This window comes from Micromonospora sp. WMMD1120 (genome assembly GCF_029626235.1).
Taxonomy (GTDB): domain Bacteria; phylum Actinomycetota; class Actinomycetes; order Mycobacteriales; family Micromonosporaceae; genus Micromonospora.
In genome coordinates, this window is sequence record NZ_JARUBO010000005.1 from 6,154,419 (window position 1) to 6,175,390 (window position 20,972).

The following is a 20,972-nucleotide window of genomic DNA, read 5'->3' on the forward strand; positions in this document are numbered from 1 at the left end:
CGCTGCCGGTCGCGGCCCGCGCCGGCCGCGACCGGCGCCGCTCAACGGCCGCCCGCGGCCAGCTCGGCGATCATGCCCTCGCAACTGCGGACGACAACCTGCGCGCCGCGCCGCTGCGCCAGCGAGAGCAGGGGGTCCTCCGCCCGGTCCCGCCAGCGCCACTGCGCGTCCGAGGCGGCCTCCCAGAGCCGCTGCGCGGTCGCTTCGTGCTCGACACCGAGCCGGGCGGCCAGGCCCACCCCGTCGCCGCCGACCAGCCGCTGCGCCTCGGCGGCCAGCTCCGCGTCGAACCCGAGCCGGGTGTTGCGCAGCGCCACCAACAGGCGTAGCTCCCGGAACTCGTGCGCGCCGGTGAGGATCTGCTCGACAGCGCCGGCCAACTCGGCGGAGCCCCGGGTGGGCTCCGCGCGCACCAGCGCCTCCACGGCGGCCAGCGCGGCGCGGGCCTTGAGGGCGTCCCGGCGGTCGAGGAAACAGCGGGTGATCGACTCCCGCAGCTCGGTCAGGCCGCTACGCCGGATCAGCTCGGCGGAGAGCGTCACCCGGCTGTCGAACCCGCTGCGCACCAGCGTCGCCGCCAGGCGGACACCGAAGAGCCCGAGCCGGCCCAGCAGCGCGGCCCGCGCCTCGGCCTCCAGTCGCACCGGCAGCTCGCCGCGCAGGAATCGGTCGGCGGAGATCAGGTGGGCGTCCAGGTCCGGACGGGGCATCTGGGCCAGGGCCGCGAGCGCGGCGACGTCCGACTCACCGAGGGTCCGGCCAGCCAGGCCGATCATCGCGCTGCACGCCACCACGTTCACGCTGAGCGCGCTCACCCGCGGGTCGCGGTAGTGCCGCCGGGCGAGCTGCCGGGCGGTGAGCAGGCCGTCGATCCGGCCGCCGCCGGTCTCGTCCGCCCGGGACAGCACCATGATCACGTGAACCGGCGCGGACTGCCCGACCGCGCCGTCGTGCCCGGCCTCCAGCACCCGCAGGTCGCTGTCGCGACCGTCGCGGGTCAGGTACAGCACCGCGTCCGCGTCGGTCAGCACCCGCTCCAACACCGGCGACCGGTCCTGCTCGGCGCCGCCGGCGACCGCCGGGGTGTCGATAAGCGTGACCTGGCGCAGCGCCCGCGTCGGCCACCGCACCACGATGTCGCGGACGTCACCGGCGCCCCAGCCCAGATCCACCCGCAGCCCGTTCGCGGACTTGACCACCGCCAGGTCCTGCGGCGGCTGACCGACCGGGTAGGCGGTGGCGCGCGGGGCGGGCCCGTCCTCGTACCAGGTGAAGACGTCCTCGGCCCGCTCGACCGGCGCGACCTCCTCGCCCATCAACGCGTTGACCACTGTGGACTTGCCGGAGCGCCACGGGCCCACGACGGCGATCCGTAGCGGCTGCTCCAACCGGGCAACCTGATGCCGCAACTGCCGCACGACACGCGGATTGTCGTGGTACAGCTCGATGGCCTGGTGCAGCAACCCCCACGCCGCCTCGTCCAGGCGCAGCCCCACCGTCATGCCTGCGGCTCCAGCAGCAGCGGGGCGGCGCCGCCGCCGGTCAACTGCTGGGCCTGCTCGTAGACCGCCGCCAACCGGGTCATCTTCAGTCTGATCTCGCGCTGCCGCTGCTCCCGGGCCGAGGCGTCGGTGTCCGCCTCCTGCTTCGCGCTGCGGAACGACTGGACGATGGCCTCCTGCAACTCCTCGGTCAGCGCGGTGAAGTGGTCCCGCAGCATCCGCTGCACCTGCCGGGCGGCGTCGCGGCACTCGCGGATCGTCCGGACGAAGAAGTCGTCCACGTGCCGCTGGATGGCGGTCTTCACGGTGGCCTGCCGGCGACGGAGCAACTGCTTGCTCTCGTCGCGGATGCTCTTGCCGCCGAAGAGCGCGCCGATGCCGACCGAGACCGGGTTGATCATCGGCATGCCGGCCAGGGTGGTGGCCAGACCGAACATCAGCATGCCGCCGTAGGAGCCCTTCATGCCGGTGAACAGTTTCTGGCCGGTGGTGAACCTGTCGATCATCGGTCGTTGCAGCTCGGGCACCCGGTCGCCGATGTCCTCCGGCATCGTCATCGACCAGGGCGGCAGCACGTCGTAGCCGTACCTGTCGAAGTGGGCCGCGACCCGCCGGGCGATCCAGTCGCAGCGCTGGATCAACCACTCGTGGTTCGCCTGCGCCGCCTCCACCAGGCTCCTGGTCAGCCAGTCGTCGAAGGTGTCCCAGGCGACCAACGGGTCGGCGGTGTCGAACGCCTCGTCCACGGTCCGCAGGATCTCCCGGGTCCGGTCGCGCAGGTCGTGCTCGATGTCGGAGAGCAGGTCGGTGATCTCGTCGGTCAGCGTGTTCTGCCATCGGGTGGAGCAGCGGCGCAGCTCGTCGACCTCGCGCTGCGCCGCGTGCAGCCGGGAGATCGGGCCGGACTGCTCCTCGGCGTCCTGGGTGGCCAGCTCCGCGCGCAGCGGCGCGGCCAACTGCTCCACCACCGTCCGGGCCACCGTCTGCACCGCCGCGCGGGCCAGGTGGTCGGCCTTGCCGGCCCGGTCGCGTCGCAGCCGGGCGATCAGCGCGGGGAAGCCGGACTCGGCGTTGAGGTCACGATCGCCGTTCACGGCGGCGCGCAGCCGCAAGGTGGCCGACACCGGGATCAGCGTCGCCGGCACCCCCGCCTCGGCCAGGTGCTGCCGGTTGCGCTCGGCGACCGTACGCCAGTCGGCCGCCAGGTCGGTCTTGCTCTGCACCACGACCACGTTCGGCTGTGACCGCATCACGTGCAGCAGCATGTTCAACTCGGCGACCGACAGCTCCCGGGTCGAGTCGGACACCAGCAGCACGGTGTCCGCCCGCGCGGGCGCCGCCACCTCGACACCGCCGCCGAGACCCGCGACCTCGTCGGTGCCGGGAGTGTCCACCAGCACCAGCCCGCCGCCGAGCAGCGCCCGGGGCACCCCGATCTCGACGTACGCCGGGCCACCGCCGGGTCGACGCCCGACCAGTCCGGCCACGCTCGCCGCCACCTCGGTGAGGGCCACCGGCGTCCGTTCGACGGTCACCGGGGCGGCCGTGCCGGCGGGACGGCCTGACGCCGGCGCCTGCGCCACGAGCGCGGACGGCGTCTCGGCGTGCCGCACCACCGTCGGCAGGACCGTCGTACGACCGTCGCCGACCGGGCAGGCCGGGGCGTTGATGATCGCGTTGATCAGCTGGCTCTTGCCCTGGTTGGGTTCACCGATGACCAGGACACGCAGCGTCGGGTCCAGCAGTTGGGCGCGCTTCTGTCGCACCGTCTGGAGCAGATCGCCGCGACCGTGTGCACCGCACGTACGGGCGATCTCGTCCAGCACGTCCAACCAGATCCCGGCCATCACCGCACCAAGTGTGCGGATTTCGGCTCAATTAGCAAGAGGAGCCGACCGGGAAACCGGGAAGGGCCGGATCGCCCGAGACGATCCGGCCCTCCGCTCCGACCGGAGGCAATGGTCAGAGCAGACCCCCGGTGACGCCGCCCAGCAACCCGTGGTCGGACGTGGCGTGCGAGTCGTCACCCAGCACGCCGTCGGTGACACCGCCGGTCACGTCACCGACCGTGCCGGTGACACCGGGGAGGAGACCGTCCACCTGGTGCGTGACACCGCCCACGACGGACGGCACGTCGAGCGGCGGGACCACACCGCCCACCACGCCGCCCTGGTGGCCGAGGCCGAGTCCACCGAGGGTGTCGTTGACGCCGAGAGAGTCCACGACGCCTCCGAGGTGACCGGTGGTGCCGGGGAGGACACCACCGGTCAGGTCACCGCCGAGCAGACCCGAGTCGACGCCGTCGAGCACGCCGGTCGGGTTGCCCACGGTGCCGGTGACGTCGCCGACCACCGGGTCCGCGATCGCGTCCACCGGCTGCACCACGTCGGCGTCGAGGGTGTGCGCCACGTCGTTGACGCCGGTGAGGTCGGTGTCGAGGCCCTGCGGGCCGACGCCCAGCCCGATCCCCGGCAGCACTGTGACGCCGGCGGCGGCGGTCGACGGGTCGACGGCGATGGCGCCGAGCACACCGGCCTTGACGTCCACACCGGTGGGAGAGCTGGTGATGCTGATCTGCTGCGCCACGCTCTGCAACTGACCCACCACGTCGGTGGTGTCGGTGAGCAGCGGGTCCAACCCGAGCTGCCCGACCGGGGAGGCCAGCGGCGCGACGCCCGCGCCCGGCGCGTAGTCGACGACCAGCGGGACGACGTCCTGCACGTCCGCCGCCGTGATGTCGGTGAGCCCCGCCCCCCGCAGCGCGCCCTCGGGGTCGAGGTCGAAGGCCGACCGCGCGTCCGGGTTCGTCAGCAGGTCGAGCACGAAGTCGTGGAGGGTCTGGTGCGAGTCCATGTGCCGAGGTCTCCTCGTGTGGCGGGTGTCGTTCGTCGACGGTGACGCTATTGCCGGGGCCGCTCCCCGGGCATCGGGGTTGAGCCCGCATCCGGGCCGGTTGAACTAGGGGGTCGACCACCTCGTACGTTAGGGGGACAGGGGGATGCCGTCCCGCCGAGATTAGGGTCCCGACCAGGGGCGGATCTCTGGTACGAACGTAGGAGCCCCGCAGGTTTCGCCGGGGGTGGGTCGCCAGGCAGCCGACGCCATCGCCACCGATCGGCCAACTCACGGGGAGAGACAGAGACGATGCCGTACGTCCTGGGGATAGACATCGGGAGCACCAACACGGCCGCCGCCGTGGTGCGGCGACACGGCATGACCTGGACCCGACCCGAGGCCGTGGCGCTCAGCGCCGGCGCGCCGGTGGTGCCCTCCACACTGCGCCTCGGTGAGGATGGCGCGTTGCACGTCGGCGAGCCCAGCACCGACGACGGCAGCCGCGTCACGCGGGACTTCGTCCACCGGATCGGCGACGACGTTCCCGTGCTGCTCGGCGGCGAGCCCTGCGCGCCGCAGACGCTGACCGCCGAGCTGGCCGCCTGGGTGGTGGAGCGGGTGCACGCCCTGGAGGGTGAGCCGGCCGAGGCCATCGTGCTCAGTCACCCGGCCCGGTGGCGCCCCTACCGCCGGGAGGTGCTGCACCGGGCGTTGTCCGACCTCGGCCTGCGGCACGTCACGCTGCTGCCCCGCACGGTGACGGTGGCCGAGAGCCACGCGGCACGAGGGTTCGCGGGCAGCACGGCGGTGGTCTACGCCCTGGGAGGCAACAGCTTCGAGGCGGCCCTGGTGCGGCGCACCGCGCGCGGCACCTACGAGACGTTCGGCACCCCGCAGGGCCTGGACTCGGTCGGCGGCGCCGACTTCGACGAGGCGTTGGCCGAGCACACCCGTACCGTGCTGGCCAAGGAGCTCGCCACTGCCGCGCGGCGCGGCACCCAGGCCGCGCTGCGCGGGCTGCGCGCGGAGTGCGACCGGGTCAAGCGGGTGCTGACCGTCGACCTCGGCGCCGACGTGGTGCTGCCCCTGCCGAACGGTCCGGCCCGGATCCCGGTGAGCCGGGCGCAGTTCGAGGCCATGATCCGCCCGACCGTGCAGGCCACCGTCGACCTCCTCCTGCGGGCCGTGCGCAGCGCCGACCTGGACCCGGCGCAGCTCGACGCGGTGCTGCTCGCCGGCGGTTCCACCCGGGTCCCGCTGGTGACCGAGCTGATCGGCGCGGCGTTGCCGATCCCCGTCGAGGTGGAACCGGACTCCCAGCTGACCGCCGCCACCGGGGCGGCCATGGCCGCCTGCCAGGTGGTGTCGCCACGCCCCCGCCCGCCGGCGCCGGCCCGCGTTCCGGCACCGGTCAGCGGCGCCGGCCGGGCCACCATCCCGGCGACCCGCCGCCCCCCGCACGCCACCACCGTGCCGGGTGATCCGCCACCGCGGCCCCCGGTCCGGGTCCTCCCACTGGAACTGCCGAAGCCGCCCCGCCTGGCACTGGCCCGCGGTCGGGGACGCGAAGGATGACATTAATGATCATGAACGACCTCGCCGAGTCGAGGCTGACGCTGGACAAGGGGCTACAGGCCCTGCTGGCCGCTGCCGCGCAGGACCCGACCGGTCCACTCGTCGTCGGCGTCGCCGGCCCCGGGGGCCACGGCAAGACGACACTGCTGGCCGAGCTGGAGCGGGTCCACCAGCGGGCCGGGCGCGCCGTGCGCACCACCGCTCCGCAGCCGGGTGAGCCGGTCGAGGACGCCACGCTGGTGCTGGTCGACGACGCGCACCTGCTCGACGACGCGCGGGTGGCGGTGCTGCTGCGGATGGTCGCCGCCCGGCGACACCGGCTGGTCGTCGCGCACCGCCCGTGGCCGCGCTCGGCGGCGCTCAGCGAGCTGGTCGACGCGCTGCGGCGCGACGGGCAGGCGGTGCCGCTCACGCCGTTCACCAGGGAGCAGACCGCCGCCTACCTCGCCACCATGCCCGAGCTGGGTCGTGGCGGCGATCTGGTCGACTTCGTCCACACGCAGACCGCGGGCGTACCCCGGGACGTCGAGCGGCTGGCCCGCGGCCTGGCCTCGGCCGAGACCCGGGCCGGCGGCCCGCTCCAGCCGCCCCGGTCGGTCCTCCTCGAATTCGCTCCGGACCTTGAGGTCGAGCCGGTCGCGGTACGACGGCTGCTGCTCGCCGTCGCGGCGGGCGGCGCACTGCCGGTGAGCATGCTCGCGGCGCTCCTGGGCGTCGACCCGGCCGGGGTGGACGAGGTCATCGCCACGACCAGGGCGGCCGGGCTGCTCGGCGCGGACGGCCGGCTCGCGCCGATCGTCCGGCGGGCCGTGACGATGCTCAGCCCGAGCACCGACCGCACGGCGGTGTGGCGTCGCCTGACCGAGTTGCAGCTCGCCCGGGGTGGCGCGGTGCTGCCGCTGGTCCGCTCCCTGCTCGCGGTCGGCGCGCTCGGTGACTGCCCGGCCGCCACCCTGGCCGCCGCGGCGGACGAGGCCCTGCCCGACGAGCCGGCGTTCGCCGCCGAACTGTTCGCCGCCGCCACGGCGGCCGGGCAGCCGGTCAACGCCCGGCAGGCGCTCGCCACGGCGCTCGCCGGCGACCTCGACGGCGCCCTACGGTTGGCGGACCGCCTGCTGGCCAACGCCGCTCCCGCGGACCGGGCCGCCGCGGCCATGGTCGCGGCGACCGCGCTGGCCCACCGTGGTCACGTCGGGCGCAGCGTCGAGCTGTACCGCTGGTCGGGGTCCGCCTCGGCCGTCGCCTTCGCCACCGTCGGCGGACTGGCCAGCGGCGACCCGGCCGCCACCGCCGGGACGCCGGCCGCCGACCCGGCCGGCGAACCGCCCACGCTGCACGCCAGCGCCGCCCGGCTGATGGCCGACGGGGTACGCGAGAGCGTGACCGGCGCGCCGACCGCCGCGCTCTCCGCCCTGGTGCAGGCTGCCGCGTTGCTGGAGCCGGACGGGCGGGCGGCGCTCCTGCCGGACAGCCCGGCGGCGCTGGCCGCGTTGACGGCGGTGCACTGTGGCGAGCTGGAGATCGCCGAGCGGGTGCTGCACCGCGCCCTGAGCGCCGGGGTCGGCGGCCCGCTGATGGCCCGCCGTCACCAGCTGTTGCAGGCCTGGATCCTGATGGTCCGGGGCGACATCCACGCCGCGTCCGAGCGCCTCGCCACCGCGACGCTCGACGGGCGGCAGTTGGAGTCCCGCGACCAGCTCTTCGCCGCCGCGATCCGGATGGGCGTCGCCCGGCGCACCAGCGACCTCGGCGCGCTCAAGCGCGGGTGGGGGCAGGCCCTGGAGGCGGTGGTCCGACACCCGGTGGACCTGTTCACCCTGCTGCCGCTGGGTGAGTTGGCCATCGCCGGCGCGCGGTTGGGTGACCTCGCCCGCCTGGAGCCGTACCTGCTCCAGGGGCGGTCGCTGCTCGGCCGGCTCGGCGACCCACCACTGTGGAGCGTGCCGCTGCACTGGAGCGAGCTGCACGCCGCCATCCTGACCGGCGAGCCGACGGTCGCCGACGGGCACGTCGCCGCGCTGCTCGCCGCCGCCGGCCACAGCCGGTACGCGGCGCTGGTCGCCGCCGCCGGGGAGAGCTGGGTGGAGGTCCTGCGGGGTGTCGTCGACCCGGTGCGGGTGGAGTCCGCCGCCCGTGGGCTGCACGACACCGGGCTGCGCTGGGACGGCGCCCGCCTGGCCGGGCAGGCGGCGATCCGGACGGCGGACCGGCGGGCGATGACGACCCTGCTGGAGTGCGCCCGCGCGCTCCAGGGGCGCCCACCCACCGGTCCGGGCGGGCCGGCACCGTCCACCGGCGCGAACCCGGCGCGCGCCGACGGCGCTGTCCAGCAGGGGCTCAGCGACCGCGAGTACGAGGTCGCCGAGCTGGTGCTGGCCGGGATGACCTACCGCGAGATCGGTGACCGGCTCTTCATCTCGGCGAAGACCGTCGAGCACCACGTGGCGCGGATGCGCAACAGGCTGAACTGCGCCAACCGCACCGAGCTGCTGGCCCTGCTGCGCACCCTGGTCGCCGACCGGGCCAGCGACACGGCGGGGCAGCCCTGGCCGCGGCGGGAGGGCCGATGACCCCCGCCGAGCTGCGGCTGACCCGGATCAGGCTCGTCGTGCTCGCCGCCGTCCTGGTCACGCTCTGGTCGTTCGCGGCCTACCCGGCCAGCCGGGACGTCGTCGACCTGCTCCGCGTACGGGCCCTGGCGGACACGCTGGGTCAACCGATCGACCGTCTGATCCTCGGTCTGCAGACCGAGCGCCGGATCACCGCGGAGACGATAGCCGGAGACGGCCGGACGGCGACCGCGTTGGCCGGGGCGCGGGAGAGCACCGACCGGGCCGCCGCCGAGGTCCGCGCGTTCACCGAGGGCCGCGACCTCCGGTTGGTCAGCGCCGGCGCGGTCCGCGACCGGGCCGACGAGCTGGCCCGACGGCTCGACGGCCTGGCCGCCACCCGCTCGGCGGTGGACACCACGGGGCGCGAGCAGGCCACCGCGACCGACGGGTACGACGAGGTCATCGACCTCGCCTTCCGGGTGTACGGCCCGGAGTGGGGCGCGTACGAGAGCGAGCTGGCCGCCGACACCCGGTCGGTGATCGCGCTGGCCCGCGCCCGGGAGATGCTCGCCCGGGAGGACGCGGTGGTCAGCGCGGCGCTGACCGGTGGTCGGCTCGACGTCGAGGAGCGCGGCGAGCTGGCCACCCGGGTCGGCAACCAGCGCTACGCACGTGCCGAGGCGGCCGCCGGCCTGCCCGACGACGGACGCGACACCTACCAGCGGCTGGCCGCCGGCCCCGAGTTCGCGAACCTGGTCGCCCTGGAGGACCGGCTGCTCACCGCGGGCGGCGCGGACGCCGGTGTCACCGGCCAGCAGTGGCGGGCCGCCGCGGACGCCGCCCTCGGCGCGTTGCAGACCGTGGTGACGAGCACCGCCCGGAGCAGCGTCGAGCGGGCCGCGCCGGGCGCCGCCGCGCTCGTCGCGCGTACCGGCGCCGTGGGGCTCGGCCTCGTCGTCGTACTCGTGCTCCTGTGGAGCTGGGCGGGGACGGTGCGACGCCTCACCGAGCAACCGGCCGGGCCGGACGCCGACACGCCGGCCCCGCCGGCCCCCGAGGCGCCGACCCCGGCGGCCCGCACCGAGCGGGAGCTGTTCCTGCGGCTGACCCAACGCAACCAGGGTCTGCTGCGCGAGCAACTGACGGTGTTGGACGGCCTGCAACGCCGGGAGCGGTCCGCCGAGGAGGCCGACGAGCTGTTCCGACTCGACCACCTCACCACCCGGGTCCGCCGTAACGTGGAGAAACTGATCGCCCTGTCCGGCGCGGTCCCGGCGCGCCGGTGGCGACGGCCGGTGCCGCTGCTCGACGTCGCCCGTGGCGCGGTCGCCGAGGTGCCGGACTACCAACGGGTCCTGATCGCCCCGCACTGGCCGTGGTCGCTCACCGGCCCGGCCGTGCCGGACGTCATCCACCTGCTGGCCGAGCTGATCGAGAACGCCCTCGCCTTCTCCCCGGCGGACACCACCGTCCGGGTCGGCGGCGAGCACCGACCGCTGGGATGCGCCGTCCTGGTCGTCGACGACGGGCCGGGTCTGGACCCGGCAGCGCTGGCCGAGGCGAACCACCTGTTCTCCCACCCCCCGGTGGAGGTCCCCGACCTCGGCCCGACGGGCTGGTACACCGTCGCCGTGCTGGCCGGCCGCTGCGGCGCCCAGGTCTCGCTGCGGCCCAGCCAGCGCGGCGGGGTGACAGCGGTCGTGCTGCTGCCGGCCGACCTGGTCACCGTCACCGGAACCGGCCCGGACGGCGCCGACACCCCGCGCCCGCCGGTCCGCGCCGACGCTCCCGGGCGGAGCGGCGACGACGCGCTGCCGACGCGGGTCCGCCACGCCGGACCGACCGGCCCCGAACACGGCAGGACCAGTGTCGACACGATCGAGATACCGATCGCGAGAACAGCAAGGAGACCTCGATGACGTCTGCAGTGATGACCGACGACGGCCTGACCGGCGCCCTGGACCGCATGGTCGACCGGGTGCACGGGGCGGAGTTCGCCGTGTTGCTCTCTCCGGACGGGCTACCGCTCGGCGGTTCGCGGCGGGTGGAGGCCAAGCTGGCCGAACAGATCTCCGGCGTGGTCGCCGGCCTGATCGCGTTGGGGCTGGCTGCCACCCGCACCTGCGACTCGGGTCGGCTGCGTCAGGTCGTGGTGCAGATGTCGCGGGCGTTCCTGTTCATCGCCACCATCCCGAACGGAACGATCCTCACCGTGCGGATCGCCGGTGACGACGTCGAGGTCGGCGACATGGCGTACGAGGTGGCGCTCTTCGTGGGGCAGGCCGAGCGGCACCTGCCGATCACACTGGGGCCGGCCTCGTCAGCGACGATCGGGGACGCCGGTGCACTCCAGCGGCGTCGTTGACGAGGCGTGGTACGACGACGACGCGGGACCGGTCGCCCGGCCGTACACGATGACCGGTGGGCGTACGGCGCCCACCCGCGGTGAGTTCGACCTGATCTCCCTGGTCGTCGCCCGGCGCGGTGTCGCGCCCCGCACGCCGCTCTTCCCCGAACAGGCGCGGATCGTCGAGCTGTGTCACCATCCAGTGTCGGTGGCCGAGGTCGCCGCCGAGCTGGACCTCCCGTTGGGAACCGTCCGGGTGCTGCTCGGCGACCTGCTCACCGCCGGGCTGGTCGAGACGCACGAACCGCCGATGCTGTCCGAGCTGCCGACCGAGCACCTGCTCGAGGCGATACTCGTCGGGCTCCGCGCCCTGTGACGGCGCGGGGTGCCACAGGCGCGCCCGCGACGAACCGAAGGAGAGACAGGCAGTGCCGGCAACACCACCCCAGCAACGTCGTACCGTGGCGATCATCCTGCTCGACCGGGTCGTGGCCTTCGCCACCACCGTACGGCGGGTGCTCACCGGCCGGGAGGACGTCTCGCGAGCCGCCTGGGTGGCCGTGATCGCGGCGCTCGGGGTGCTGGTCGCGACGGTCATGTCCGTCGTCGGGGTGCTGCGGACTCCGGAGAAGCTGACCCCGGTGACCCTCGACCCGGCACCGTCCGTGGACCAGGTGGGCTCGTCACCAGACACACCCCGCGCGCAGGCCCGGCCGGCGCTCACCAGCCCGACGGAGCCCGTTCCCCCGCCCGCCCCGTCCGCCTCGGTCGCGCCCACCACCGGGGCCTCCACCCGACCCGCGCCGACCGGCACGACCGTCGCACCCACTCCGGCGGCCCTGCGCGCCGACTTCGCCGTCACTGACAACGCCCTGCTCAGCTACGGTGCCGCGGTGACGCTGAGCAATCCCGGGGAGGTCCCGGTGCCGCAGTGGACCCTGGTCGTGACGCTGCCCCGCGAGTCGTTGCGGATCACCGGGGTGCAGGGCGCGCAGGCCAGTCACGACGGTGCGGTGTGGACGTTCGTACCGGACGCCGCCCCGGTGCCGGCCAGCGCCTCGACCCGGGTCACGTTCCGGGTCAACGGCTCGCTGACCGGCGCGGCTCCCACCGGCTGCGCCATCGACGGGGCCGCCTGCGCCGGCCTGCCGGGTGCCTGACACCGGTGACGGGGACGGCCGGGTGGCGAGCATGTTTCATGCTTGAGTGGTGATTCGCTTCCTCCTGAACGTGCTGTGGCTCATCTTCGGTGGTGGCATCGTGCTGGCGTTCGGCTACGGCGTCGCCGCGCTGATCTGCTTCCTCCTGGTGGTGACCATCCCCTTCGGCGTGGCGTCGCTGCGCCTCGCCGTCTACTCGCTGTGGCCGTTCGGCCGCACCCTGGTCCCCAAGGCGGGCGCGGGTGTCGGCTCCGGCGCGGCGAACGTCCTCTGGGTGGTGCTGGCGGGCTGGTGGCTCGCGCTCTCGCACATCGTGGCGGGCATCGCGCTCTGCGTCACGGTCATCGGCATTCCGTTCGGCATCGCGAACTTCAAGCTCGTGCCCGCCGCCTTCTGGCCGCTGGGCCGCGAGGTCGTGGACGCGGCGTGAGAGACGCGGGCGAGGCCCGCTGATCGGGGAAGGGGGGACACGACACCCCCGCCACTCCTAACGTATAGCGCACTGGGGGGCTTGCGGCAAGACCCGGTATGTGCCGCAAAATCGTCGGCCGAGCCCAGAATCTGCCGAAATGGAAGTCTCCCTGTGCACTCTCTGCCGACCTCGGTGTTCGCCCTCCCCGCGCATCTCGCCCCCAAGGCCGACCCGGCGTTGATCGGCCGCGACGAACAGCACTTCGCCGCCATGGCGGCGGGTCTGGCGCAGCTCGGCGCCGAACTGTCCGACCGCCTGGAGTCGGCGCGGCGGGCCCCCGGCGGTAAGGGTCGGCAGGCGGTGGACCGGGACGACGAGGTCCGCCGCCTGACCGCCCGACTACGCGCGCTCAGCCGTTACGGGTTGGACCTGTGCCTCGGCCACGTGGTCGAGGCGGGCAACCCCGAACCCGTGTACATCGGGCGTCGCGGCCTCACCGACAGCGCCGGACGGCGGTTGCTGCTCGACTGGCGCTCCCCCGCCGCCGAGCCGTTCTTCGGCGCCACCCACGCCAACCCGATGGGACTAACGAGCCGCCGCCGCTACCGCTGGACCCGGGGCCGGATCACCGACTACTGGGACGAGGTCTTCACCGCTGACGGTCTCGTCGGGCACGCCGTCTCGCTCGACGACCAGTCCGCTTTCATCGCCAGCCTGGGCAGCGCCCGGTCGCCCCGGATGCGGGACGTGCTCAGCACGATCCAGGCGGACCAGGACGCCATCATCCGGGCGGGCTCGGCCGGCGCCCTCGTCGTCGACGGCGGCCCGGGCACCGGCAAGACCGTCGTCGCCCTGCACCGGACCGCCTACCTGCTCTACGCCGACCCACGCCTCGGTCACCGCCGGGGCGGCGTGCTCTTCGTGGGCCCGCACCAGCCGTACCTGTCCTACGTCGCCGACGTGCTGCCCAGCCTCGGCGAGGAGGACGTGCAGACCTGCACGCTGCGGGACCTGGTCCCCGAGGGGGCCACGGCGGGCCCGGAGACCGACCGGGACGTCGCCCTGGTGAAGTCGTCCGCACGGTGGGTCACCGCTATCGACGCCGCCGTGCGGTTCTACGAGGAGCCGCCGACCACAGCGATGACGATCACGACCGACGACGCCGAGATCCGGCTCGACCCCGACGACTGGACCGACGCGTTCCGGGCGCCCGGACCGGGCACCCCGCACAACGAGGCGCGGGACGAGGTCTGGGAGGAACTGCTCACGATCCTCGTCGACAGGTACGACGGCGACGAACCGGAGGACCACCTGCGGGCCTCGCTGTCACGGAACCGGGACCTGCGCACGGCGTTGCACCGCGCGTGGCCGCTGCTCGACGCGGCCGACGTCGTCGGCGACCTGTGGACGGTCCCCGCGTACCTGCGCCGGTGCGCGCCCTGGCTCAGCCCGGAGCAGATCCGCGCGGTGCAGCGCAGCGACCCGCGCGCCTGGACGGTGTCCGACCTGCCGCTGTTGGACGCGGCGCGACAGCGGATCGGCGACCCGGACCGGCCGGGGCGCGCCCGCCGGGGGGACCCCGACGCCGCCGTGCACCGTGAGCACCTGGCCCGGGTCGTCGACGAACTGCTCGCCGCCGACACCTACGACGACGGCGAGGGCCTGCTGACGATGCTGCGCCAACCGGACCTGCGGGACGTCCTGGCCGACGACGCCGGGGCCGCGGACACCGATCGGGACCTGCTGGCCGGGCCGTTCGCGCACATCGTCGTCGACGAGGCGCAGGAGCTGACCGACGCCCAGTGGCAGATGCTGCTGTCCCGCTGCCCGTCGCGCAGCCTCACCATCGTGGGCGACCGCGCCCAGGCCCGACACGGGTTCACCGAGTCGTGGCGGGAACGCCTCGGGCGGGTCGGGCTCGACCGGATCGCGCTGGCCTCGCTCACCGTCAACTACCGCACGCCGGAGGAGGTCATGACGGAGGCCGCGCCGGTCATCCGGGCCGCGCTCCCGGACGCCAACGTGCCGACCTCGATCCGGAGCACCGGGCTTCCCGTCACCCGGGGACCGGTCGCCGACCTGGACGCCGTCCTGGACAGCTGGCTCGCCGCGCACGACGAGGGGATCGCCTGCGTGATCGGCGACCCGACGTTCGCGCCGACGCCCCGGGTCCGGTCGCTGAGCCCGGAGCAGGCCAAGGGGCTCGAGTTCGACCTGGTCGTGCTCGTCGACCCGGAATCCTTCGGTACGGGGATCGAAGGGGCCGTCGACCGGTACGTCGCGATGACCCGGGCGACCCAGCAACTCGTGATCCTGACGAGCTGACGACCTGACCCCGACCACGCTCCCGCTTCACAGTTTTCGATACCGGATACGCTGCGCCCTGTGGAGTTCCAGGTGCTCGGGGATGTCGCGGCCAGCCACCAGGGCAACCCCGTTGAGCTGGGTCGACGGCAGGAGCGCTGCCTGTTGGGGTTGCTGCTGCTGGAACCCGGCCGGGTGCTGCGGACCGACCGTCTGATCGAGCTGCTGTGGAACGACGCCGACGCGACCGACCGGCGGGCGACGGTGCACACCTACGTGGCCCGCCTGCGGCGGCGACTCGCCCCGTACGGGGTCCGCATCGTGACCCGCGGCGGCGGCTACCTGATCGATGTGGACGCCGCGACCGTCGACCTGCACCGGTTCACCGCCGAGGTGGAGCGGACCCGGACCATCGCCGAGCCGGCGGTACGGGCGCAGGCGCTGGCGGCGGCCCTCGACCTGTGGCGTGGTCCGCTGCTGGCCGGGGTCGCGGACGAGACGGTGCGTCAACGCCTCGGACGTGACCTCGAGGAGCGGCGGCTCGTCGCGTTCGAGCAGCGGGTGGAGGCCGAACTCGCCGCCGGTGAGCACGTCCGGGTGGTCGGCCTGCTGGCCGACCTGGTGCGCGAGTTCCCCACCCGGGAGCGCGGGATCGAGCTGTTCATGCTGGCGCTCACCCGGGCCGGTCGGCGTACCGAGGCGCTCGAGGTGTTCCGCGACGCCCGCCGCACGCTCGTCGAGGAGTTCGGTGTCGAGCCCGGGACGGATCTGCGGCGCCTGCACCAGCGGATCCTCGCCGACGATCCCGGCCTCGCGCTGCCGACGCCCGGTGGCGCGGACGGCGCCTACGCCGCGCCGCGACACCTGCCGCGGGACGTCCCGGGATTCGTCGGCCGGACCGCTGACCTCCTGGCCCTGGACCACGCCCTCAACGGCGGCGGCGCGTCCCGTGGGGTCGCCGCGATCTACACGATCGGCGGCATCGGCGGGCTGGGCAAGACGGCGTTGGCGGTGCACTGGGCGCATCGGGTGGCGTCGCGTTACCCGGACGGTCAGGTGTTCGTCAACCTGCGTGGCCACGGCGCGGACGCGCCGACCCGGCCGATCGACGCGCTCGGCCAACTGCTGCGCGGGCTGAGCGTGCCACCGGGGCGGATTCCGGTCGACGTCGACGAGGCGTCGGCCCTGTACCGGTCCACCCTCGCGGACCGGCGGGTGTTGGTGGTGCTCGACAACGCCGCCTCGTCCGAGCAGGTGCGGCCCCTGCTGCCGGCCTCGGCGCAGTGCCTGACGATCATCACGAGCCGTAACCGTCTGGACGGGCTGGTCGCCCAGGAGGGAGCGCGGAGTCTGCGGCTGGGGCTGCTCAGCGACGACGAGGCGTACCAACTGGTGGTGACGATGATCGGCGCGGACCGCGCGGCGGCGGCGGGCCGTGACCAGATCGTCCGCCTGGTGGCGCTCTGTGGACACCTGCCGCTGGCGGTGCGCGTCGCCGCCGCGCGGGTCGTCGTGGACGAGCGGCTGACCGTCCCGGATCTGCTGGGTGAGCTGACGAACGCCCGGGAACGGTTGTCCGGGCTCGCCGTCGAGGGCGACGCCGCGGTACGCGGCGTCTTCGCGGTGTCCTACCAGGCGCTGTCGGCCGCCTCGGCGCGCGTGTTCCGGCTACTGGGCCTGGTGCCGAACACGGCGCTCTCGGCGGCGGCGGTGGCCGTCCTCGTCGGCGAGCCGGAGAGCCGGGTCCGGGACCGCATCGCGGACCTGGTCGACAGGCACCTCCTCGACGAGGCCGGCGCGGGCCGCTACCAGATGCACGACCTGCTCCGGCTGTACGCCGCCGAGCGGGTCGAGGCGGAGGACTCGGCCGACGACCGCCACGCGGCGGTGGGACGGCTGGCCGACGCGTACGTCCAGCAGGGGGTTGCCGCCCAGGCGGTGTTCCACCGGGTCCGCGCGACGGTGCCCATGCGCTTCGCGCATCCGCTCGCCGAGCCGCCGCGCTTCGACTCGATGGACGCCGCCACCGAGTGGTTCCAGCTGGAGGGCGCCAACCTGCTGGCGCTGGTCCGGATCTGCGACGGCCTCGGCCTGGCCCGGGAGACCTGGCAGCTCACCGACTGCCAGTACCCCTTCCTGGTACGCACGCACGCGCTGACGACGCTGCGCGAGACCCAGGAGCTGGGGGTGGCCGCCGCACGTCGCGACGACCGGCCGGACGCCGAACGACTGATGGCGAACGGACTCGGCGTCGCCTACGCGCTGAGCCGGGACTTCGAGCAGGCCATCCGGTGGATGAAGCACGCCGCGCAGGCCAACCTGGCGAACAGCTCGCCGCGCGACGAGATCGTCAGCCAGATGAGCATCGGCAACGCCTACGGGCAGAAGGGCGACTGGGCGGAGGCCGAGAGGCACCTGCGGCTGGCCATGGCGGGCGCCCGACGACTGGACGACACGTTCATCCTCTGCGTCTGCCTGAGCAACCTCGGTTGGCTCTACACCGAGCAGGGCCGGGCGCAGGAGTCGCTCGGCCTCCTCGAAGAGGCGTTGCGGATCGCCGTCGACAACGACATCACGCAGCAGATCCCTCCGCTGGAGGTGCACCTGGCGCACCAGAACGCGAACCTCTCCCGGTACGCGGAGACGGTCCGGCACGCCCGGACCGCTGTGGCACACCGGCACCTCGGAGACCGGCTCAGCACCGCCCGCGCCCTCTACTGGCTCGGGGTGGGTCTCGACGGCCTCGGCGGCACCGAGGAGGCCGTCGGCTACTGGCGCGAGTCGGCGGAGCTGATGACCGAGATCGGCAGCGGTGACGTCGAGTATCCGGTCGCCGCCCTCACGCGGGCCGGTCAGCACCGGAGCTGAGCCCGGCGACGACCGCCCCGTTGGTAAGGGTTTGGTCAGCGCGCCACGCCACCCTCTCAGGTGCGGTCCGCGCGGCTCACCATGCCGGCGGACCCCGGGGTGCTGCTCATCCGGGGGGATGCGCACGAATTGTCTCCGCAGGGCCAACACGGGGTGGCCCTGCGGAAACCGTTCGTCCGGCCAACTCCGGTCCTACTGGCCCAGCGTCACGCGCAGGGTCCGGGCACCCCACGCGCACCGGGGCGGACGGCGCCTACCGCGCGCAGGTCAGGGTCAGACCGTCGGGCGTCGCACCGGTCGCCACGAGCATTCCGAACGTGGTCACCCCGTCCAGCGCCAGCGCTCCGTTGTAGGAGGCGTTGCCGACCACGACGTCGGCACCGGTCGTCTCGGCCACCCCGCCCCAGACCGACTGGACGCGCTCGTCGCCGGACCACCGCCAGGAAACCCGCCACCGGTCCAGCGGCTCGACACCGGTGTTGCGGACCGTGACCGTGGCGACGAATCCGCTGCCCCAGCGGGCGTCGATCGTGGCCGTCGCCCGGCACGACGTCAGCGGAGCGGTCCGGGCGGCCGCGAACGCGTACGGGTCCCGTCGCCCGTCGGCGTCGGTGAACCGGTACCAGTACTCGGTGTCCGGGTTCAGCCGATCGAAGGTCACCGCGCCGTTGCGTTCCGGTCCGGTGACGACCTCGCCCACCGGCGAGCGCCACTGCTCGGCGTCCTCCCGACTGGCGTAGAGGGTGACAGTCATGGGCAGGTTGTAGCCACAGGGCGGGGCGAAGAACACCCAGTACGAGATGGTCAGGCTCGTGGTGGTCGCGCCGGTCACGGTGGCGGTGATCGGCAGCGCGGGCGGGCAGGCCGGCGTCGGCGTGGCGAGGGGGGTCACCTCGGCGGCGGTGGTCGCCCCGGCGGCGGTGGTCACCCCGGCCAGGGTTGCCAGCGCCAGGGTGGTGACGGCGAGGAGCTTGCGAAGCATCGGGTACCTCCGTGGTTGCCGGGCACCGGTGCCGAGTGGGTCGGTGCCGCGCTCGGGTGTCCGGTCGCCGACGGGGTTGCCCGGCACGGGGTGGCCCGGCCACCTCGCGCGCCCCGCGGACCGGAGGGAGATGCGGTACGCGCTGGCTCCCCGAGCACGACCGAAGCACAGCATGGCAGTCGACGAGGATCGATACAAGCAGGTCCCGAACCGGTCGAACGACGGCCGCCTCGTCTTCGCCGGAGGGTTACCGGCCGGGCCCCCGCGCCGAGAATGATTCAGGGCGGTCTATCCATCCGGAGACGGGAGCACACATGCTCGACGCAACCACAGCGGCCCGGCGACCCCGGCCGGTGCGGGCACTGATCGCGGCCGGCGCCGCAGCGGTGCTGGCCACCGCCACACTGACCATCCCGACCCCGGCCACCGCCGCCGTCAGCCGGGCGGAACTGGCGCTGCGCTGGGCGCCCATCCACTACCAGGATGTCGACGCCACCGGCAGCCACGCCCTCAGCGGCCGGTCGGACTACCTCACCCGTGTCGACTTCGACGGCGACCTGAACGGCCGCAACAACTGGGACCGGGCCGGGCAGACAGGGGTTTCCTTCGCCGCCCACGCGTACTACTCCGTCGTCGAGACGAACACCCACTGGTACATCACGTACCTCTTCTTCCACCCGCGCGACTGGACCGACCACCCGTTCTTTGAGACCGAGCACGAGAACGACGGCGAGGGCGCGCTGTTCGCGATCGAGCGCGACGGCTCGGCGTACGGCGTGCTGCGCTCGGCGGTCACCGTCGCGCACAGCGACTTCTTCTCGTACACGCCGGCCGGCAGCACCTGGACCAGCGGCGGGGAGAGCATCGACGGCACCCTGCGGTTCCAGGCGTCGCCGCACGACACGTTCACGCACCCGGTCACCGCGCAGGAGGCCCAGGGCCACGGCCTCAAGGCACACCCGCAGTACGACATCAACGGTGACGGCCTGGTCTACTACCCGTCGACGGTCGCCGAGACGCCGAGCGGCGGCAACGACCGTGACGTGCGGTACCAACTGATCGACATCTTCGCCGCCGACGGTCTCTGGGCCCAGCGCGCCAATCCGAGCCTCTTCGCCGGCCTGGGCACCTTCGCCGGCGACACCTCCGGTGATTGCGGCGTCGGCACCTGGAGCTGTTCGACCAACTCGGCCAACGCGCCCTGGGGTTGGGACGACGGCGACGACGCGCCCGCGCGCGGCGAGATCGCCAGCGACCCGGCGAAGTTGGCGGCGGCGTACTTCACGGTGCCCAGCGGCCTGGCCCGCACCTACAGCTACAACCCGTACGCCGGCGCGGCGGCGGCGCTCGCCGAGGCGGCGCGCACGGCCACCCCGACCGTGGACTGATCCCCGCGTCTCCCCGGGGGCGGGCCGTGCGGCCCGTCACCGGGGAGACGGGTCGACCCGCACCCGGTCGCTCTCCGCGTCGGACAGGAAGGACGACAGCGCGTGACCCTCCGCGACGACGGCGGCGTGCTCCACCCGGGTCAGCGCCCGCAGCGGGCGGACGGTCACCGTGCCGGACTCGACGCTCCAGGTGGCGGCCACCCGACCGTCGACGAGCAGCACGCGTTCGCCGGCCACCGAGAGGAGACGGTGCGCGTCGTCGATGATCCGGCTGCGGTCGTCGTAGCCCAGGATGGCGTTGTCGAACGCCGGCAGGAACCGCACCGGGGCGGGGGTCTCCGGGTCGGGGCGCGGCGCGTCGGCGAGGTCGAGCAGCTTGCGCCCGCGCTCGTCACGGAAGACGACCAGCTCGTCGCGCATCGCCGTCACCGCGGTCGGCAGACCGGCCAGACCGCACCAGGCGCGCAGGTCGGCGGTGGCGGCCGGGCCGAACGCGGCCAGGTAGCGGCGGACGAGCAACTGGCCGACCTCGTCCACACCCTCCGCCGTGGACGGTGCGATCCGCCGGCCCAGCCATGCCTCGAGCGGCGCGTAGCGCGCGCCCCCCTTCGCCCGCCACAGCCCTCGTGGCGGCAGCTGCGCCATCGGCACCAGCGCGACGGCCAGCTCACCCAACGCCTGCGGCGCGGACGACGGCCACCGCTCGGCGAGCGCCCGCCCGATCTCGGCCATGGAGCGGGGCGCGCCGTCCGCCAGCAGGGCGTGGGCGGCGGCGGTCAGGTCGGTCGAGGTGACGGTGGGTGGGTTGCCTCCGGCGGGTACCGTTCCCGGCACGCCGTGTCGACCGGCTGCCGGCCCGGTGAAAGCGGGCCGGGCCGGGCGAGGCAGCCCCCGGCGATACCAAAAACTTTTGTTAGGTTCCTACAACCGAGGGACTGCTGGTTCAGTGGTAGCGCCATAGCGCTGGCAGCCGGCAGGCGGAAAGGTGATCACTGCTGGGAGCCGTCGTGTCCCGGCGGGTAGTCCGAGGTCTAGCTAAGGGGTCAG

The 20,972-nt window shown here is 74.0% G+C and carries 15 protein-coding genes; 10 read left to right on the top strand and 5 right to left on the bottom strand.

From position 1 onward, the window contains the following. Positions 1-41: 41 nt before the first annotated feature. The 3 genes from O7634_RS28350 to O7634_RS28360 form a co-directional block, all read right to left on the bottom strand. A complete protein-coding gene (locus O7634_RS28350; RefSeq protein ID WP_278153185.1) occupies positions 42-1,502 on the bottom strand; it encodes a hypothetical protein in 1,461 nt (486 codons plus the stop codon). Further along, positions 1,499-3,349, bottom strand: a complete 1,851-nt coding sequence (locus O7634_RS28355; RefSeq protein WP_278153186.1) for a dynamin family protein — start codon at positions 3,347-3,349, stop codon at positions 1,499-1,501. The genes O7634_RS28350 and O7634_RS28355 overlap by 4 nt, the downstream gene beginning before the upstream one ends. Positions 3,350-3,464: 115 nt before the next feature. Then, complete coding sequence (locus O7634_RS28360; protein ID WP_278153187.1) at positions 3,465-4,355, bottom strand: IniB N-terminal domain-containing protein; 891 nt, start codon at positions 4,353-4,355, stop codon at positions 3,465-3,467. Between the two features lie 291 nt (positions 4,356-4,646). On the opposite strand from O7634_RS28360, the gene O7634_RS28365 reads away from it, so the two are divergent. The 9 genes from O7634_RS28365 to O7634_RS28405 all read left to right on the top strand — a co-directional run bounded on the left by O7634_RS28365 (position 4,647) and on the right by O7634_RS28405 (position 17,555). Further along, positions 4,647-5,912 (top strand): Hsp70 family protein, encoded by a 1,266-nt coding sequence (locus O7634_RS28365; RefSeq protein WP_278153188.1) that lies wholly within the window; start codon positions 4,647-4,649, stop codon positions 5,910-5,912. 5 nt (positions 5,913-5,917) lie between these two features. Then, entirely contained in the window at positions 5,918-8,482 is a 2,565-nt protein-coding gene (locus tag O7634_RS28370; RefSeq protein ID WP_278153189.1) for a LuxR C-terminal-related transcriptional regulator, read from the top strand. Further along, the gene (locus O7634_RS28375) at positions 8,479-10,383 is read left to right on the top strand and encodes a nitrate- and nitrite sensing domain-containing protein (RefSeq protein ID WP_278153190.1); all 1,905 of its coding nucleotides are present in this window, start codon (positions 8,479-8,481) and stop codon (positions 10,381-10,383) included. Before O7634_RS28370 ends, O7634_RS28375 begins: the two co-directional genes overlap by 4 nt. Beyond that, complete coding sequence (locus tag O7634_RS28380) at positions 10,380-10,829, top strand: roadblock/LC7 domain-containing protein (RefSeq protein WP_278153191.1); 450 nt, start codon at positions 10,380-10,382, stop codon at positions 10,827-10,829. The genes O7634_RS28375 and O7634_RS28380 overlap by 4 nt, the downstream gene beginning before the upstream one ends. After that, positions 10,807-11,187: a DUF742 domain-containing protein gene (locus O7634_RS28385; protein WP_278153192.1), complete on the top strand. Its 381-nt coding sequence runs from the start codon at positions 10,807-10,809 to the stop codon at positions 11,185-11,187. Before O7634_RS28380 ends, O7634_RS28385 begins: the two co-directional genes overlap by 23 nt. A gap of 85 nt (positions 11,188-11,272) precedes the next feature. Then, entirely contained in the window at positions 11,273-11,971 is a 699-nt protein-coding gene (locus O7634_RS28390) for a cellulose binding domain-containing protein (RefSeq protein ID WP_278153193.1), read from the top strand. A 49-nt stretch (positions 11,972-12,020) separates the two neighbouring features. Next, entirely contained in the window at positions 12,021-12,401 is a 381-nt protein-coding gene (locus O7634_RS28395) for a YccF domain-containing protein (protein ID WP_278153194.1), read from the top strand. A gap of 162 nt (positions 12,402-12,563) precedes the next feature. Further along, positions 12,564-14,708, top strand: coding sequence for an RNA polymerase recycling motor ATPase HelR (helR, locus tag O7634_RS28400; protein ID WP_278154102.1), 2,145 nt, complete (start codon positions 12,564-12,566; stop codon positions 14,706-14,708). Positions 14,709-14,768: 60 nt separating this feature from the next. Continuing rightward, a complete protein-coding gene (locus O7634_RS28405; RefSeq protein WP_278153195.1) occupies positions 14,769-17,555 on the top strand; it encodes a BTAD domain-containing putative transcriptional regulator in 2,787 nt (928 codons plus the stop codon). Between the two features lie 253 nt (positions 17,556-17,808). Here the strand turns inward: O7634_RS28405 and O7634_RS28410 are convergent, their stop codons facing one another. Continuing rightward, positions 17,809-18,537: a cellulose binding domain-containing protein gene (locus O7634_RS28410; RefSeq protein ID WP_278153196.1), complete on the bottom strand. Its 729-nt coding sequence runs from the start codon at positions 18,535-18,537 to the stop codon at positions 17,809-17,811. A gap of 314 nt (positions 18,538-18,851) precedes the next feature. Here O7634_RS28410 and O7634_RS28415 point away from each other — a divergent pair, with 314 nt between their 5' ends. Beyond that, the gene (locus O7634_RS28415) at positions 18,852-19,925 is read left to right on the top strand and encodes a hypothetical protein (RefSeq protein WP_278153197.1); all 1,074 of its coding nucleotides are present in this window, start codon (positions 18,852-18,854) and stop codon (positions 19,923-19,925) included. A gap of 36 nt (positions 19,926-19,961) precedes the next feature. Here O7634_RS28415 and O7634_RS28420 read toward each other — a convergent pair whose 3' ends face one another. Further along, positions 19,962-20,759, bottom strand: a complete 798-nt coding sequence (locus O7634_RS28420) for a winged helix DNA-binding domain-containing protein (RefSeq protein ID WP_278153198.1) — start codon at positions 20,757-20,759, stop codon at positions 19,962-19,964. Between the last annotated feature and the right edge of the window lie 213 nt (positions 20,760-20,972).